The organism is Candidatus Edwardsbacteria bacterium RifOxyA12_full_54_48 (assembly GCA_001777915.1).
Classification (GTDB): domain Bacteria; phylum Edwardsbacteria; class AC1; order AC1; family EtOH8; genus UBA2226.
The window spans coordinates 489,105-505,471 of the sequence record MFFN01000004.1; the positions used below are offsets into that span (position 1 = coordinate 489,105).

Below are 16,367 nucleotides of genomic sequence, written 5' to 3' on the forward strand. Positions count from 1 at the left end.
GTATTGCGTATGGCGCAATTGCACAATAAACCAGAATATCAACAAAGAAGAAAATTTCTGCGTAATAACTCAACCCGGGCCGAGATAATACTCTGGCGATTTTTAAAGAAAAAACAATTGAACGGTTTGAAGTTCCGGCGCCAGCACAGCATCGGCGGGTTTATTGTTGACTTTTATTGCCCCGAAAAAAGGCTGGCCATAGAGCTGGACGGCGACGTTCACGAAGAGAAAAAACAAGCGACCTATGATAAAGCCCGGCAGAAGACCATAGAGGCCCTGGGAATAAAAGTGTTAAGATTTACCAATGAAGACGTTATACAAAACGTAGAGGATGTGCTTAAGGCCATATCGGCTGAAGCCTGTTGACCACCCCCTACCCCCTCCTTGAATAAGGAGGGGATGATAAAAGGCAGTTATATTGTGAGAGCGATATGAAAAAAGTAATTTTTGGTACCTGTTTGCTTTTGCTTCATGGTGTTTTGCTAAATGCCCAACAAACCGATACCACTTTGGTAAAAACGGACACATTGCCAAAGTATGGAGTTTTAAAAGTGATGGTTTTGGATTCTGATACCAAAGAGCCGTTGCCTGATATAAAAATATATATCAAAGGGAAACGAGATACTGTAATAACAGATTCAAATGGTAAATGTATTTATAAAAACATTTTATACGGAAAATATAAAGTGAGTGCCGAGGAAAAGGGGGGAGGTTATGAACCATTTACAACAAAATATATTGATATAAGAAAAACCGAGACAGGAATATGGATTAGATTGGTGGCTAAACCAATACCAGGTTTGGGTCACGGCGACATGATGTGGCCATTATCAACCTATCCCAATGTTCATATTTACACGCCAGAGGATATAAAACGATACCCCAGTAAGCCATAAAATGTCTTTAGAAATAAACAGCATTAAAAAATCCCCTCCTTGATCAAGGAGGGGACAAAGGGGTGGTCTGAATATCAATCTGACAAATAAATGACGACGGAAAAAAGCCAGGCTTACGACGTACTGAAAATACCCGATTTCAGGAAATTCCTGTTCGGCCGCTTCTTCCTCACCATCTCCATCCAGATGACCGCGGTCATCGTGGGCTGGCAGATCTACCAGATAACCAAGGACCCCATGGCCCTGGGCCTGCTGGGCCTGGCCGAGGCCCTGTCGTTCTTCGCAGTGGCCATGTTCGCCGGGCATGTGGCCGACATCGTGGACCGCAGGAAGATCCTGATCGTCACCAATTTCCTGCTGCTGCTGGGAGGGGCGGCCCTGCTGCTGCTCAGCCTGAAACAGTCGCACATATTGCGGGACAAGGGGGTCTTCCCCATCTACGCCGTGATGTTCTTCCTGGGGGCGGTGCGGGGCTTCGTCTATCCGGCCAATGTGGCCATCGCCGCCCAGATAGTGCCCCGCGCCATGTATCCCCGCTCCTCGGCCTGGACCAGCCTGGTGTGGCAGATAGCGGCGGTGTCCGGCCCGGCCGCGGGAGGGCTGATCTACGGATTCTTCGGGGTCAGCGCCGCCTATATCACGGCCATAACCTCTGCCTTGATAAGCCTCACCGCCTTTTTGAACATCCGGAGCTATCCCATCACCGGCCCCCGGACCAAGGAGCCGATACTGAAGAGCCTGTCCACCGGGATCCGGTTCGTGTTCAAGCACCAGCTGCTGCTTTCGGCCATGTCGCTGGACATGTTTGCGGTGCTGTTCGGCGGGGCGCTGGCCATCCTGCCGATGTTCGCGGCCGACGTGCTTAACACCGGGCCCAGGGGACTGGGTTTCTTAAGGGCCGCCCCGGCGGTGGGCGCCATGGTGATGTCGTTATGGCTGGCCCACCATCCGCCGGTGAAGAGCGCCGGTAAAAAACTGCTGTGGGTGGTGGCGGGCTTCGGGCTGTGCATGGCCGGATTTGCCCTGTCCCGGAATTTCTACCTGGCCTTTTTTATGCTGGCCCTGTCCGGACTGTTCGACAACATCAGCGTGGTGATCCGCTCCACTATTGTCCAGCTGTACACCCCGGACAATATGCGGGGGCGGGTGGCCTCGGTCAACAGCGTGTTCATCGGCTCCTCCAACGAGATCGGGGCCTTCGAGTCCGGAGTGGCGGCCAAACTGATGGGCCTGGTGCCGTCCCTGCTGTTTAACAGCGGGATGACCCTGGCGGTGGCCGCCGCGGTGGCCCGGCTGGCGCCCAAGCTGAGGAGGCTGGATCTGAGGGAACACATGCAGCAGACAGAATAACTCTGCCACAGAGGCACAGAGACACGGAGGTGGGGGCGCGTAACGCCTGAAAGGAGATTAAGCCATATGAAAATAATATTCAACTTTTGTTTTATCGTTTCTGTGTTAGTTATCTTCGCTGTTAGTACCGATGCTGGCGATATGGGAAAGATTACAGGTATTATTATTGATGCTGAGACAAAGGAGCTTATACCTGGCGCTATGATTCAAAATTTAGGCACTACAAATTGGACATCGACGGATAGTAGTGGAAACTTTGTAATAGACAACATCCCTTTTGAAATCTGCTCCTTGCAGATATCAATGCCAGGTTTTTTACCAAAGAAAAAGATTTTACCCAAAGATACAGTAAAAGTAGATAACGAAGGCTTTTATAAAATAAAATTGCAGTTCGACCCTAAACTTGCAACACCACCTTGGGGTTTTCCCGATAAACCAATGATAGTTCCAGATCAAACGCAAACAATTCGCACCTGGAACGAAAAAGAGATAAAAAGGATGCCCGGGAATTAATAGTAAGCATTACAACTAACCTTATTGTGAAGTACCCTTGTAGCCTGATAGAAAATTGTCACACTGAGAGGACTCTTCGCCCGACAGTCTGAAGTGTGGGAATAAATAAGATATTAAAATTAGTCACCCGTTCGGCTTGACTAGCAAGAGGGCTGTCTCAGGGTGACAATACTAAATATATTAGGAGCAGATACAATAAATGCCTAACCAACCATACCAGGTAAGACTGGAGATCTTCGAAGGACCACTGGACCTGCTGCTGTACCTCATCCGGCAGGAGGAGCTGGACATCTACGACATCCCCATCGCCCGGATCACCCAGCAGTACCTGGAATACATCGAGATCATGAAGGCCCTGGATATCGACCTGGCCGGCGAGTTTCTGGTGATGGCCGCCACCCTGCTGAAGATCAAATCCAAGCTCCTGCTGCCGCATCACGTGGAGATCGAGGGCGAGATGGAGGATCCCCGCCAGGACCTGGTGCGCCAGCTGCTGGAATACAAGAAATTCAAGGAGGCCGCCTCCCGGCTGGAGGACCGCGAAGAGGTGCAGCGGCTGATGTTCCCCCGGCCCAAGGGGGCAATAGAGAAGCAGGAGGAGGTTGCCGCCGAGCCGCCGGTGCCGGAGGTGGGGCTGTACGAACTGCTGTCGGCCTTCCGCCAGGTGGTGGAGCGGATAGACAAGGTCCGGCTGTACGAGATAGTGGGCGAGGATATCACCATAGAAGAAAGGATCGATTTCATTCTCCGGGAGGTCCAGGGGAGATCACAAATAAAATTCACAGATCTTTTTGTCAACGAACGACGCAAACTGGTGATCGTGGTCACCTTCTTCGCCCTGCTGGAGCTGATCCGGCTGGGCCGGGTGAAGGTGGCGCAGGATTCCCTGTTCGGCGATATAATCATCCGAAAGGCCGGAGAACAGATATCGCTTATTTCCGAAAATAAATAATATCTGAATGAGAAAAGCACTCCCAATCTTATATTTGTTTTTGGCTCTGGCGTTGACGGCGTTGAATACCCACGGTCAAAGCATTGATGACCAGGAGGACGCCCTTAAAGAAGTAAAACGCAAACTGTCAGAGGCCAGGGCCAGAGCCTCGGAACTGAAGGGGCAGGAGAAGGGCATTCTGGGCCAGCTGGAACGCACCTCGGAGCAGGTCCGCCTGACCCGGCAGGTATTGTCCGCCCTGCGGCAGAAGGAAGCCCGACTGAACAAGGACCTGAAGAGCCTGGGGGAGCAGCTGCTGAGCACCGAATCACAGCTGGCCAAACAGGAGGCCCTGATGGCCGTCCGCTTAAGGGAGATGTATAAAAAAGGCGGGCTCTTCCAGTGGGAGGTTCTGGTGTCGGAGCGGTCCTTTGCCGATATGGCCAAAAGGTATAAGTACATGAGCCTGATCACCGAACAGGACCGGAGTCTCTATAACAACATCGACAGTAAAAAGCGCCTGATCGTTCGGGACAAACAGGACCGGGAGAGCAAGCTGATGACCCTGGCCCAGGTCAAGGGCGAGACCGAGCGGGAGGCGTCCAACCTGAGCGATGATGAGGCCCAGCAGAAGAAACTGTTGAGCCGGGTGCAGCGGGAGAAATCATCCAAGGAGGCGCTGGTCAGGGAGCTCCAGGAGTCGGCCAGGAAATTGCAAAGGATAATCGACCAGCTGGAGAAGGAACGCAAGGCAGAGCTGGCCCGCAGCCGCAACTCCCACGTGCCGGCGGCTCCCAGCTATCTGGAGAGGAACCAGGGCTCGCTGAACTGGCCGGCGGACGGAAAGCTGTACTCCAGCTTCGGCCTGAAGAAACACGAGAAATACAACACCTATATCCAGAACAACGGGATAGACATCCTTTCGGCCGCCGGGGCCCCGGTGCGGTCGGTGGCCGCCGGCAAGGTGGTCTACGCCGAAAGATTCATCGGCTACGGAAACGTGGTGCTGATTGACCACCAGTCGGGCTTCTACACCCTTTACGGAAACCTGAGCGACATCTTGGTGGCCACCGGCTCCCGGGTGGAGATATTCCAGCAGATCGGGACTGTGGGCGGCTCGGTGGACGGGCCCATCCTGCATTTCGAGGTCCGCCAGGGCGGCAAGCCGGTGGATCCCCTGAAATGGCTGAACAAGAAACGATGATAAAATGACGGATAAACCTGAAGAAACAAAATACCAGGACGATCCCGACCTGGCAGCCCTGCTGGAAGGCTATCACAAGGCAGCGGTCCCCAGGGAGAAGTTCGCCGCTGGCATCAGCCTGTTCGACCTGGCCGATGCCAAGGGATACAAGGAACAGTCGGCGATGATGCTGGACGAGCTGGAGAAGAACGCCTATACCGATGAGCAGCGGAACATCATCCTGATCAAACGGGGAGAGAACCTGCTGAGGCAGAGCCGCTTCGAGGAGGCGGTGGTTTACCTGGAGAAAGCCATAGTGAACCTGTCCGGTAATCCAGGTTCGCTGGACCTGTTCCATGCCTATCGCAATCTGGCCTGGATATATTTCCGGCAGGGCTACCTGGAGCGGGCCCGCAGCTTCACCGACGGGGCCGGCCTGGTGCTGGAGATGAGGGCCGGCAAGACCGACCGGGAGACCGCCAGCGCCCGGGCCTCGCTGTACCACATTCTGGGTCTGATCGACAGCACCGTCGGCGAGCACGACCGGGCCATCGGATACTACGACAAAGAGATCGGACTGCTGGAGGAACTGGGGGAGGAGTCGCGCACCGGCTCGGTGTACAACAACCTCAGCGGCATCTATAAGGCCAGGGGGATGTTCGCCCGGGCCCTGGAGTACCAGCTCAAGTCCTTCAATATGGCCGAGCGATCCGGGGAACTGCTGTCGATGGCCATCTCCTGCAACAACCTGGGCGAGATCTATTATGCCCTGGGGAGATACCAACCGGCCCGGGAATTTTATGACCGGTACCTGGTGATCAACAAGAAAATCAACAACCTGGTGGGCGATGCCTTCGGCCATGCCGGCCTGGGCCGGATCTGCCAGAGCGCCGGGGACCACCAGCAGGCCGAAAAGGAATTCACCAAGGCCCTGAAGGTGGCCGGAGAGGTCAAGGGCCGGGGCAAGGAGGCCAGCATCCTGGCCGAGATGGCCGAGCTATACCTGGCCTGGGGCCAGCCGGAAAAGGCCGCCCCGTGCCTGGATAAGGCCATCCAGATATCGCTGGAGATCGAGAGGTTCAACACCCACCGCCACCAGGTGCTCAACGCCAAGATCATCATCAGCCGGGCCCTGGCGCAGGGGGCGGACCGCGCCCTGCTGGCCAAGGCCCGGGACCTGCTGGCCGACGTTCTGTCCCGGACCATGATCGTCGAGGACGAGGAGGCGGTCTCGGCCATCGAGCTGGAGATAGACGCCTGGCATAACTTGGCGAAAACGGATCATCACCTGGGCGATACGGCCCGGGCTCGGGAGAACATCGCCAAGGCGATCGAAAAGATAGATTCCATCACCGGACAGCTGGAGCCGGAGCTGAAGGAAAGTTTTCTGGCGAGAAAAGAGATTGACGAAATCTACGAACTAAAAAAGCAATTGGATAACGGCTGAAAGGCTGTAATTAAAAACCCCCCGCCAAAGGCGGGGGGTTTTGTGTTCCAAGACAAGAAACCTGGAAAATATCTTCGCGTCATTTCGTGGGCAATGGTCGTCTATCTCCTTCCGGCCAGAACCATCTTACGGGTATAGGGGATCAGTCCTCCGGCGTCGATGATGGCCTGGCGGGCTTTTGGCAAAGGCACGATGTCAAAGCTCTTGCCGCTGGTCTGGTTGATTACCTTGCCATTCTCTATTGCCAACTCATCGCCCTCGTTGGCCTCGATGTTGGGACAGATCACCATGTACAATCCGACGTTGATGGAGTTCTGCAGGAATATCCGGGAGAAATTCTTGGCGATCACCTTCAGGCCCCAGCCCACCAGGCAGGAGGCGGCCTGTTCCCGGGAGGAGCCGCAGCCGAAGTTCTTGTCGGCTACGATGAAGCTGCCGGGCTCGATCTGCTTGGATTTAAGCTTCTGGTTGAACGCGGCGTCGTCCACAAAGGCGAACTGGGGGGTCTCGGTGGGGAGAACCGTGGCCATGAAACGGCCGGGATAGATGATATCGGTGGAGATATCGGCGCCCAGTTTCAATACTACTTTACCCATCTTTATTTCCTCCCTTTCTTGGTGACACCCCGAGCCTGTCGAGGGGCAATTTTCTTGGCTTTTTCCCCGGCCTTCTTGACCACAACTTTCTTTTTAGTTGTTTTAATAGGTTTAACCTTCTTGGCTTTCGGTGCCGGGCTGACCGTGCGGGGATCGGTGATCTCGCCAGTTATGGCCGAGGCCGCGGCGGTGGCCGCCGAGCTTAAGTAGACCTCGGCATTAGGATTGCCCATCCGCCCCTTGAAATTCCTATTGGTGGTGGCCAGGGCCTTGTCGCCGTCGGCCAGGGCTCCCTGGTGCACGCCCAGGCAGGGGCCGCAGCCGGAGTTCATCACCACCGCGCCGGCCTTCATGAATATCTCCACGTAACCCTTCTTCAAGGCCTGCTGATAGATACGGGTGGAGGCCGGGAACACCAGCATCCGGACGCTGCGGGCCACTTTCTTGCCCTTTAATATTCCGGCGGCAATGGCCAGGTCGTCCAGGCGGCCGTTGGTGCAGGAGCCGATCACGATCTGCTGGACCTTGATGCCGCGGGCGGCGCCCACCGGCTTGACGTTATCCACGGTGTGGGGGAAGGCGATCTGGGGCTCCAGTTTGGAAGCGTCGATCTCCACCACCTGTTCGTAAACCGCGTCGGCATCCGGGCCGAACAGCTCGGGGATGTTCTTGACCCCGGCTTCTGTCTTCAGGTAGCGCACGGTCTCGTTATCCGGCGGGACGATGCCGCCGGTGGCGCCGGCCTCCACCGTCATGTTGCACAGCACCAGACGGCCGGAGGTGGACATCTTCCTGATGGTCTCGCCGTGGAACTCGATCACCTTGAAGTTGGCACCCTCGGCGGAAAGCTTGCCGATCAGGTGCAATATGATATCCTTGGGTTCGACGTACTTGGGCAGGGTCCCGTTGACCACCACCTTGATGGTCCCCGGCACCTCCACGTTCAGGATCTTGCCCAGGGCCCAGACCGCGGCCATCTCGGTGGCCCCGATGCCGAAGGAGAAGGCGCCCAGGGCCCCGTGGCTGGTGGTGTGGCTGTCGGTGCCGACCACCACCGATCCCGGCAGGACGTAGCCGTTCTCGGGCAGTATCTGATGGCAGATGCCGCCCTCATCGCCCCGGATGTCGTGGAATTTGGTGATGCCCTGTTTGGCCACGAACTCGCGGATCTTCTTCTGGTTCCCGGCGGTCTTGGAGCTCTCGGCCGGCACCCGGTGGTCAAAGATGATGGCGATCTTTGACGGATCCCAGACCCTGGCCTCGATCCCGGTGTCCTGGTAGATCTCGTTGAATTGGTTGATCACCAGTGCGCCGTTCTCGTGGGACATGGCCAGGCTGACCTTGGGCTCGACCACGTCGTTCACTTTGACGGCTGCCTGGCCGGTGGCCCTGGCCAGGATCTTTTGGACCATTGTCATTCCCATACTGTAACTCCTAACATGTTAATAAACATTTGGTTTATTATTACTTTTGTTGCTTGGGCGGGAAATATGTCTGAAATTCATAGACATTAATATTTATGGTATTCTTATTATCAGAGCCAAGTTGAATCTTTATGTTCTCCCCTGACCTATTCTTTTGACTAGCACGCGTAAGATACTTTTCTATTGTTGTTGAATATTTATGCGTTATCTGTATGAAACGTTTTTCGCCCTTTTGTGCTTTATTGTAAATTTGAATTACATCCCGTGGTTTTAAAAAGCCATATTTATCATCCATATCATATAATTCATCTAATTTACATTCTTGAAAAGCTTTATAACTTTCGTCATTTAATAAAACCATTTTCTTTTTATAAATTTTGGTAACTGGTAATTTCGTGTGTTTTTCGGGAAATATTTTAATCCGTGAGTATTCATCACTATAAAATTCTTCTCCGCCACCAATAATTCTAAAAGTTTTAATATAGCCAGCGAAAGGATCATCATTTTTGTTGTAATCAACATATATATGTGCGCATTTATGGCTTATATCACCAATACTATCCACAAGTAAAATATCTGAATATTTTATTAAGCCATCAATTGTAATATAACCTTTGTTACAATTGGGAATAAAATTCCATGTATCAAGAGTCAATTCATGTTTTTCTGACTCGATACGTCTTTTTTCGGGATCAAGTTCAATCACATGGTAGTTGGTTGTCAAATCAAATAATTTAGTAAAATCGAATTCTTTTTTATCATAATCAATATATGCATAATATTCATGACAATGGCATAAAATACCAAGTGGATGATGCTCAAATGCGATATATTCTTTCCAGCGTGGATATTTATCAAAATCCGTATAATCGTCTTTATACGGATACTTTATATCTTTTAAGTCTCTAACAAGTATTGGTGTGTTAAAATGATAATTATCCCCGAGTATTTTATATAATTTATTTTTTGTAATTACTCCGGCGCGTAGTTCTGTTACTCTTGATCTTCTTTTACTAACCAATGAAATACCAAAAAATGTAAAAAGAAGCCTATCGTTTTTGGGTAAATATAACATGTCTTCTAGTTCGGCCTTACCCCATAGATAAAATTCCATCACTCCTTTTTTACGTAGTTCTTCCCTGAAAATATCATAGGATTCTTTAGAGAAATTTGCAGATGCAGCTAATATGTATCCATAAGGTGGGGTTTTAATATCGGCTTCAGCAACAATTGCTTGTACCCGTTTAGGTCCAATCTCTTTTTCTCTTTTCCCTTGTATCATCCATAGATTACCTTCCATAGGATGAATTTCAGAAACTTCGTCGTCCTCAGCAGTGTTTTCGCGTGAAGGAGTTTCTGTTTTTTCGTACGCACGAATATCAAAACCTTCATCGCTTCCACTTCTGCCGGTAGCTTCTATGCTTTGCCAGTCCTTATAGTCATAAATTAATTCTCTAACTAGATCCTCAAAGCGATGGGGATCTAAATCTTCAAAATGAATAGGACCATATGTCCTTGTAATGTGCGGCTTATGCATAACATCATTATTTATGAAGTGCGAAACATGTCTTCATGCAATTTGTCACTTTCGGCAATAATCGTTTTAATAATTTCATATTCTTTTTTTGTTTCGTACTCGACATGTAGCATCCTTAAGGGAATACTATCAAATAAACTACCATAGGTAGTTTGTAGTCGAATGGCATATTCAAAACCACCATTATAAAGGCTTACAATGCCAAAAACATTGTTTGCTTGATTTACATTGCCACAAAGTAATAAATGAGAATTTTCGGTAAGTTTTAACCCAGATGAAAGATTCTCATAAATGCTATGGCCACTAAACTTCGGGATTATAGAAACATAACTAAATTGAGAGGCATTGCTTCCAAATCTGACATATTCCCTAAAATCATTAAATGTTGCATGCAGAGCTGTTTCTTGTGAAAAATGCATAGCCAAACAATTTAAAATCATTTTACCAATAATCCTAAAATGCTCATCTAAAGAAAATGGTAGGGATTGATGGCTGGTGACGTATGAGATTGTTGTTTTGCTGTTAGCTAAATCTGTCGGTGTGGGCGTTGTGGTCTTGCAGCTTTCTTTTAAATCAAACAATAAAGGTTTATCGCTTTCATTATTAATGCCCGCAAATAATTTGCCTTTAAACATTGCTAAAATGGGATGATTTGGTTCTATGCGATCATCCATTATAAATATTATATTTTCATTAGGGGTCGTACTACACAAAGCTTTAAAATCATTAAGAATAGCTTCCAGATTACCGCGATCTCTTTCATTAGCCGCAAAAGCCGCCTCATTTTCATTTATATATTTAAATTGAGGCGCAAGACAAGGATAACCACCTTGTTCTATATATCCAAGCCCTAAGGTAGTCGACCCACGCATTATTAAATGCAATCTTGTTTGATAGACACCACTTCTACCCGAAGGACCTCTAAACTGTTTAGGAATAGCCATGATTGAATCATAAATAAAACGCCGTTCCAAAAAACTAAAATATTGGTTGCACTCATCACAAACAAATCCGACAGGTAAACGGTTAAGACCACCAATATTACGCAATACAATATGATCACGACATGTAAAACTTGTTGGTGCGTCTTCTTTAAGACAATAAATGCACTTATTCATTTATTACTTTTTAACCTTAATTGTGCGCCGAGTGTGTTTGTGTGTTTTAATAACTTCCGTTTTTTGGTTTCGCTCGTTGTAGTGAGCAACTATATATAGCTCTGCCTCTGCCTGGAATTTGCTAAACAATACTGGTAAAATATCAAGTAAACGGTATGACAGCGTTAATAAATAGAGCGTCACAAGTAGTGTTAATGTGGTTAGCAAGTAAAGAAGCCAACCAAAGGTGGATAGGGAAATAAAATATATAGTAATTGTTATTAAAGCCCGAAAAATGAAATGATAATTTGCCATCAGTTCATTTTTCTGTTCGGTTAAGCCCTTTTCAATATTATTATAATTTTCCGGCGTTAGTTTATTTTTTAAATGATTGTAAACTTCAATAAGCATTGTTTCCGTTAATTCAATGGGGATAACTTTTTTTGATATAGCACTTATCTCGTTTATTTTATTGGCAACGGTTTCTTTTTTTACCTTATAGTCAATTATGGATTTAGTCCATTTTACCGTCTTTGAATATGTTATTAGGTAAAAGGTTGTAAGAGAAATAATATGAGTGATGCCATATGCCGCAATAAAAATACTCAAAGGTATAAAAAAATTACCCTTAACAAAATAATCCAATATGCTCTTATAGTCATAGTAATCAAACCAATAATATTGCTCATAAATCTTTTCATATATGAATGAAGCAATACTTATATTAAAAAGCAAATTAAATATTCTACGCACAGGACGATAGATAGAATTGCCTTTTATATAATCTGCAGCAATAAAAAATAAATCATTCATAAAAGTCTGTTTTATAATGTTAAAAAGTTGTTTTCTTCTTCATAGTCTTGATATCCCCTGCCGCCGGTGGGCAGATCTCCCGCGCCGGGGTCAGCACCTGCTCAAAGTAAAACTTGATGGCGCTCATGGCCTGGTTCCTATAGCTCCCGGACACGCCCTTCTCGACGCTTAGGTATTCCAGGTAAGCCTGGATCTCCGCCGGGCCCAGTTCCTGGGGCGGCCGGTGCCTGGTATGGGCCAGCAGCAAATTAAAATGAGACACATAGACCCGGATGGTGGCCTCGCTGTAATTGCGCTGGCGGAGCTGTTCCAGGTACTCCGGCGGCAGGGCCGGGCTTTGGGACGATGAACGCCTTCTTTTCAGCCCGTCCGTCCGGGGCCCGTCAGCGCTCCGTTTGGCCCGCCGGCCGGGCTGGGGCGCGTCGCTTACCTCGGCCAGGCCGTCCAGCTTGGCCTGCAGGTAGGCCAGCCAGTTCTCCCGCCAGGGCATCAGGCCCTCATGGGAGCCGGCTCGCCAGTGCAGGCTGGGCAGCCTTGTTTTGATCTCGGCCGCTGGGATCTCGTCAGCGATGTCCAGCCTGACCCATTTCCGGCCCAGATGGGTAACGGGTTCGCAGTAGATGGTCATCCGGTTCACCGCTGGCTCTGGTTGGGTCCCGGGGATGTCGTGAGTTCCGTCATTAATTAAATTGCCGCTTTGTCCTTCATGGCCTTGATCTCTTCCGCCGTATAGCCCAGCTGGGTCAGGATCTCCTGCTGGTGCTGTCCCAGGGTCGGCGGCGGGGCGTCGATCGAGGCCGGGGTGGCCGAGAACTTGGCCGACAGGTTGAACAGCTTCAGCTCGCCCAGGTCCGGGTCCTTGATGCTCTCGATGGTCTGGCGGTACTTCACTTGCTCGGCGTTGAGGGCCTTCTCCAGGCTGAAGATGTCGCCGGTGGGAATGCCCTTGGCGTTCAGCGCCTCCACCCAGTAGTCGGTGGTCTGCTGTTTGAGCTTGGCCTCCAGCAGGGGTGTCAACTCTTTTCGGTTCTTCTTGCGGGTGTCCCGCTCCTGGAACCTGGGATCGGTCAACAGCTCCGGTACGCCCAGCACGGTGGCCAGGTCCTCCCACTGCTTCTGCTGGTTGGCGGCGATGTTGACGAAGCCGTCCTTGGTCACGAAAGTTCCCGAGGGCGCGGCGGTGAAATTGTCGTTGCCCATGGCCACCGGCTGCTGCCCGCCGATCAATAAATTGGCCGCCACCCAGCCCATCAGGGGCATGATGGAGTCCAATAATGCGATGTCGATGAACTGGCCCTGGCCGGTCTTCTCCCTATAATACAAAGCGGCCATGATGGCGAAGGCGGCATTGAGGCCGCCCACCGTGTCGCACACCGGGAAGCCGGCCCGCAAGGGATGCAGGCGCTCGTCGCCGTTGACGTCCATCACCCCGGACAGGCCCTGGATGATCTGGTCATAGGCCGGCTTGAAGGCGTCGGGCCCGGCCTGGCCGAACCCGGAGATGGCGCAGTAAATGATCTTGGGGTTGATCTTCCTGATCTCGGCGTATGAGAAGCCCAGCCGGTCCATCACCCCGGGGCGGAAATTTTCCACCAGAACGTCGGCGGTCTTCAGCAGCTTGCGGAAGATCTCCTTGGCCTCCTCGGCCTTCAAATTTAAGGTGATGGATTTCTTGTTGGCGTTCTGGGCCAGAAAGCTAGTTCCCATTAGTTTCTGGTTCAACGCCGGGACCGCCCCCAGCTTGCGGGCCAGGTCGCCGCCCTCGGGGTTCTCGATCTTGATCACCTCGGCGCCCAACAGGGCCAGGTGCATGGTGGAGAAGGGGCCGGACAGGACATTGGTCATGTCCAGCACCCGGACATTATTCATCATTTTTTTCGGCCTCGGCTTTATAAGTGAACCGGACTTGAGCACGGCGCCCGGCAGTTCGCGGTTAAAGAATACGGAAACCTCCTGGGCCACATCCAGCAGCCGGAACAGATCGATATCGGTCCGAAGCTCGGCCCGCTGCAGGGAATGGACCAGATCCTCGGTGGGCACGTTGCCGGCCGCCACCTTGGTGAAGGGACAGCCACCCAGTCCGCCGAAGGCCGTCTCGATGTACTTCACCCCGGCGTTCAGGGCGGCATAGCAGTTGGCCATTCCCAGCCCATAAGTATTGTGGAAATGGCAGGCCAGTTCCACCTTGGGGTCCATCTTTCTGATGGCGGAGAACAGCCGCTCCACCTGCTGGGGATTGGCGTGGCCGGCGGTGTCGGCCAGGCTGATGTTCCTGATCCCGGCTTCCAGGTATTTTTTGACCATGGCCAGCACCTTGTCCTCGGGGATGGGGCCGTCGAAGCCGCAGCCGAAGGCCGACTGGACCGAGGCCTGGACCTTTTTGCCGGCGTCCCGGGCCTTTTTGGCCATTGACAGGATCTGGTCCATGGCCTTGTCCGGGCTCATCCCGGTGTTCTTCTGGCTGTGGGTCTCGGAGGCCGAGACTCCCATGCAGAACATCTCCACCCCGCAGGCCAAGCCGCGCTCGAAACCCTTTTCGTTCAGCACCAGTCCGGACAGGATGGTCTTGGGGTTCGGCTTGCCGTTTTTGGTATAGTGCTCGAACAGGGAGTCGGTGTCGGCCATCTGGGGCACCTTCACCTGATGGACGAAGGAGCCCACCTGGATGATATCCAGGCCGGACTCCATCAGGGCGTCGATCCATTTGATCTTGACGTCCATGGGCACCAACTGTTTCTCGATCTGCAGGCCGTCCCTAAGGCCCACCTCGTGAATGAAAATCTCAGACATAATTATATGTTATATGATTTACGGTTGAAAACACAGAGGGATGTCATTCCTGCGCCGCGCCCCGACAAAGTCGAGGCTCCGATTTTATCGGGGCCGTGGGAAAGCAGGAATCCATGGTATCTCTCTGGATTCCCGCCTGCGCGGGAATGACAATTAAAACACGTTTCGAAAGATCACAATTTATCGGCGATGGCCTGGGCCATTTCCAGGGTCTTGGTGTCGCCGCCCATGTCGTAGGTCCGGGCCCGGCCCTCGGCGATCACCGCGGCCACCGCGGCCTCTATCCTGTCGGCCTTTTCGGTCTCGCCCAGCCAGGTCAGCATCATCTTGGCGGCCAGAATGGTGGCGATGGGATTGGTCTTATACATCCCGGCGTATTTGGGGGCCGAGCCGTGGGTGGGCTCGAACACCGCCAGCTTCTGCCCGATGTTCCCGGAGCAGCCGAAGCCCAGTCCGCCCACCATCTGGGCGCACAGGTCGGAAATGATGTCGCCGAAAAGATTGGTGGCCACCAGCACCGAATAATTCATGGGATTCTTCAGCAGCCACATGCAGATGGCGTCCACGTTGGCGTCGTCGCATTGGATGCCGGGATAGTCTTTGGCCACCTCCTTGCCGATCTCCAGGAACAGCCCCTCGGTGGCCCGCACCACGTTGGCCTTGTGGACGATGGTCACCTTCTTCTTGCCGTACTTCTTGGCGTACTCGAAGGCCGCCCGCACTATCCGCTCCGAACCCTTTTTGGTGTTGATCTTGCAGGTGATGGCGTACTGCTCCAGCGGCACGTCCTTGAAGGCGGCGAAGGGTTTGGAGGCCTTGGCCAGGGCGTCTTTGATCTCCTGCGGCACCGGGTTGAACTCCACTCCGGAATACAGCCCCTCGGTGTTCTCCCGGAACACGGCCAGGTCGATGTCGGTCTTGTAATTGAGCGGGTTGCCGGGATAGGCCTTGCATGGGCGGAGGCAGGTGTAGAGGTCGAACAGCTGGCGCATCCGGACGATGGGGGAGCGGTAGACCATGCCTTTGCCCTGAAGCTCGGGAATGAGTTCCTTCTCGGCGGCCTTGACCGGCTTGGAGGTGATGGCTCCGAACATGGCGGCGTCAACTTTGCCCAAAAGATCTATGGTCCGCTGGGGGAAAGCTTCGCCCTCCTTGCACCAGAACTCCCAGCCGATATCCCCGTGGGTGTATTCGGCGTCGAACTTGACCGCATCCAGCACTATTTTGGCGGCTTCCATCACCTCGATGCCGATGCCGTCGCCCGGCAGCCAGGCTATCTTGTACTTGGCCATTGAATGACTCCTTGTCGATATTGTTAAATTTATTTAATAATCTTCGAACAGATTATCATTTTACCTTAATTAAAACCGCCCTGTCAAGCAGAACTGGTTCCCGGAAAAGGCGACCCGTTTCCAGGATAAACTTCGCCGCATCACTCCTTTTTTATTTTTCGGCGGTCCACCTTTTTCATCTTTTTGTGATCCTGGCTTACCATGCTGTCCTGGTTGGCCCACCGGGTGATGTGCTTGAGCAGGATCGGAACATATTCATTGGCGGCGGCGGCGGAAAGCCGGTAGTTGACCCACAGGGCGTCCCGCTTGTCCTCCACCAACCCGGCTCCCTTGAGCAGATGCAGGTGGCGGGAAACGCTGGGCTGGGAGATGCCCAGGACCGCGGTCAACTCATTGACACTCATGGGCTTCTCCTGAAGCATCTTGATTATCCTTATCCGGTTCCGGTCCCCCAGGGCTTTGAACACTTTGACCAGGTTTTGCATCGGCCGTCCTTCA

The 16,367-nt window shown here is 51.9% G+C and carries 16 protein-coding genes; 7 read left to right on the forward strand and 9 right to left on the reverse strand.

All coding sequences use genetic code 11. The features are described from left to right. Positions 1-9: 9 nt before the first annotated feature. The 7 genes from A2273_03805 to A2273_03835 all read left to right on the forward strand — a co-directional run bounded on the left by A2273_03805 (position 10) and on the right by A2273_03835 (position 6,320). Entirely contained in the window at positions 10-366 is a 357-nt protein-coding gene (locus A2273_03805; GenBank protein OGF08016.1) for a hypothetical protein, read from the forward strand. A 65-nt stretch (positions 367-431) separates the two neighbouring features. Further along, complete coding sequence (locus A2273_03810; protein OGF07603.1) at positions 432-896, forward strand: hypothetical protein; 465 nt, start codon at positions 432-434, stop codon at positions 894-896. A gap of 90 nt (positions 897-986) precedes the next feature. Then, the gene (locus tag A2273_03815) at positions 987-2,246 is read left to right on the forward strand and encodes a hypothetical protein (protein ID OGF07604.1); all 1,260 of its coding nucleotides are present in this window, start codon (positions 987-989) and stop codon (positions 2,244-2,246) included. Positions 2,247-2,312: 66 nt separating this feature from the next. Next, positions 2,313-2,759: a hypothetical protein gene (locus tag A2273_03820; GenBank protein OGF07605.1), complete on the forward strand. Its 447-nt coding sequence runs from the start codon at positions 2,313-2,315 to the stop codon at positions 2,757-2,759. 199 nt (positions 2,760-2,958) lie between these two features. Next, positions 2,959-3,711, forward strand: coding sequence for a hypothetical protein (locus tag A2273_03825; GenBank protein OGF07606.1), 753 nt, complete (start codon positions 2,959-2,961; stop codon positions 3,709-3,711). 61 nt (positions 3,712-3,772) lie between these two features. Then, positions 3,773-4,894 (forward strand): hypothetical protein, encoded by a 1,122-nt coding sequence (locus A2273_03830; protein OGF07607.1) that lies wholly within the window; start codon positions 3,773-3,775, stop codon positions 4,892-4,894. A gap of 4 nt (positions 4,895-4,898) precedes the next feature. After that, a complete protein-coding gene (locus tag A2273_03835) occupies positions 4,899-6,320 on the forward strand; it encodes a hypothetical protein (GenBank protein ID OGF07608.1) in 1,422 nt (473 codons plus the stop codon). A 101-nt stretch (positions 6,321-6,421) separates the two neighbouring features. Here A2273_03835 and A2273_03840 read toward each other — a convergent pair whose 3' ends face one another. The 9 genes from A2273_03840 to A2273_03880 all read right to left on the reverse strand — a co-directional run bounded on the left by A2273_03840 (position 6,422) and on the right by A2273_03880 (position 16,354). Beyond that, positions 6,422-6,916: a hypothetical protein gene (locus A2273_03840; protein OGF07609.1), complete on the reverse strand. Its 495-nt coding sequence runs from the start codon at positions 6,914-6,916 to the stop codon at positions 6,422-6,424. A 2-nt stretch (positions 6,917-6,918) separates the two neighbouring features. Continuing rightward, the gene (locus A2273_03845) at positions 6,919-8,328 is read right to left on the reverse strand and encodes a hypothetical protein (GenBank protein ID OGF07610.1); all 1,410 of its coding nucleotides are present in this window, start codon (positions 8,326-8,328) and stop codon (positions 6,919-6,921) included. A 52-nt stretch (positions 8,329-8,380) separates the two neighbouring features. After that, positions 8,381-9,877, reverse strand: a complete 1,497-nt coding sequence (locus A2273_03850) for a hypothetical protein (protein ID OGF07611.1) — start codon at positions 9,875-9,877, stop codon at positions 8,381-8,383. Between the two features lie 11 nt (positions 9,878-9,888). Continuing rightward, positions 9,889-10,821: a hypothetical protein gene (locus A2273_03855; GenBank protein OGF07612.1), complete on the reverse strand. Its 933-nt coding sequence runs from the start codon at positions 10,819-10,821 to the stop codon at positions 9,889-9,891. Between the two features lie 177 nt (positions 10,822-10,998). Beyond that, the gene (locus A2273_03860) at positions 10,999-11,787 is read right to left on the reverse strand and encodes a hypothetical protein (protein OGF07613.1); all 789 of its coding nucleotides are present in this window, start codon (positions 11,785-11,787) and stop codon (positions 10,999-11,001) included. 19 nt (positions 11,788-11,806) lie between these two features. Next, positions 11,807-12,415, reverse strand: a complete 609-nt coding sequence (locus tag A2273_03865; protein ID OGF07614.1) for a hypothetical protein — start codon at positions 12,413-12,415, stop codon at positions 11,807-11,809. Positions 12,416-12,471: 56 nt separating this feature from the next. Beyond that, positions 12,472-13,656 carry a CoA-transferase gene (locus A2273_03870; protein ID OGF08017.1) on the reverse strand — a complete coding sequence of 395 codons (1,185 nt, stop codon included), beginning with the start codon at positions 13,654-13,656 and terminating at the stop codon, positions 12,472-12,474. A gap of 1,094 nt (positions 13,657-14,750) precedes the next feature. Further along, positions 14,751-15,869 carry a 3-isopropylmalate dehydrogenase gene (locus A2273_03875; protein ID OGF07615.1) on the reverse strand — a complete coding sequence of 373 codons (1,119 nt, stop codon included), beginning with the start codon at positions 15,867-15,869 and terminating at the stop codon, positions 14,751-14,753. Between the two features lie 140 nt (positions 15,870-16,009). Further along, the gene (locus A2273_03880; protein OGF07616.1) at positions 16,010-16,354 is read right to left on the reverse strand and encodes a hypothetical protein; all 345 of its coding nucleotides are present in this window, start codon (positions 16,352-16,354) and stop codon (positions 16,010-16,012) included. Positions 16,355-16,367 lie beyond the last annotated feature (13 nt).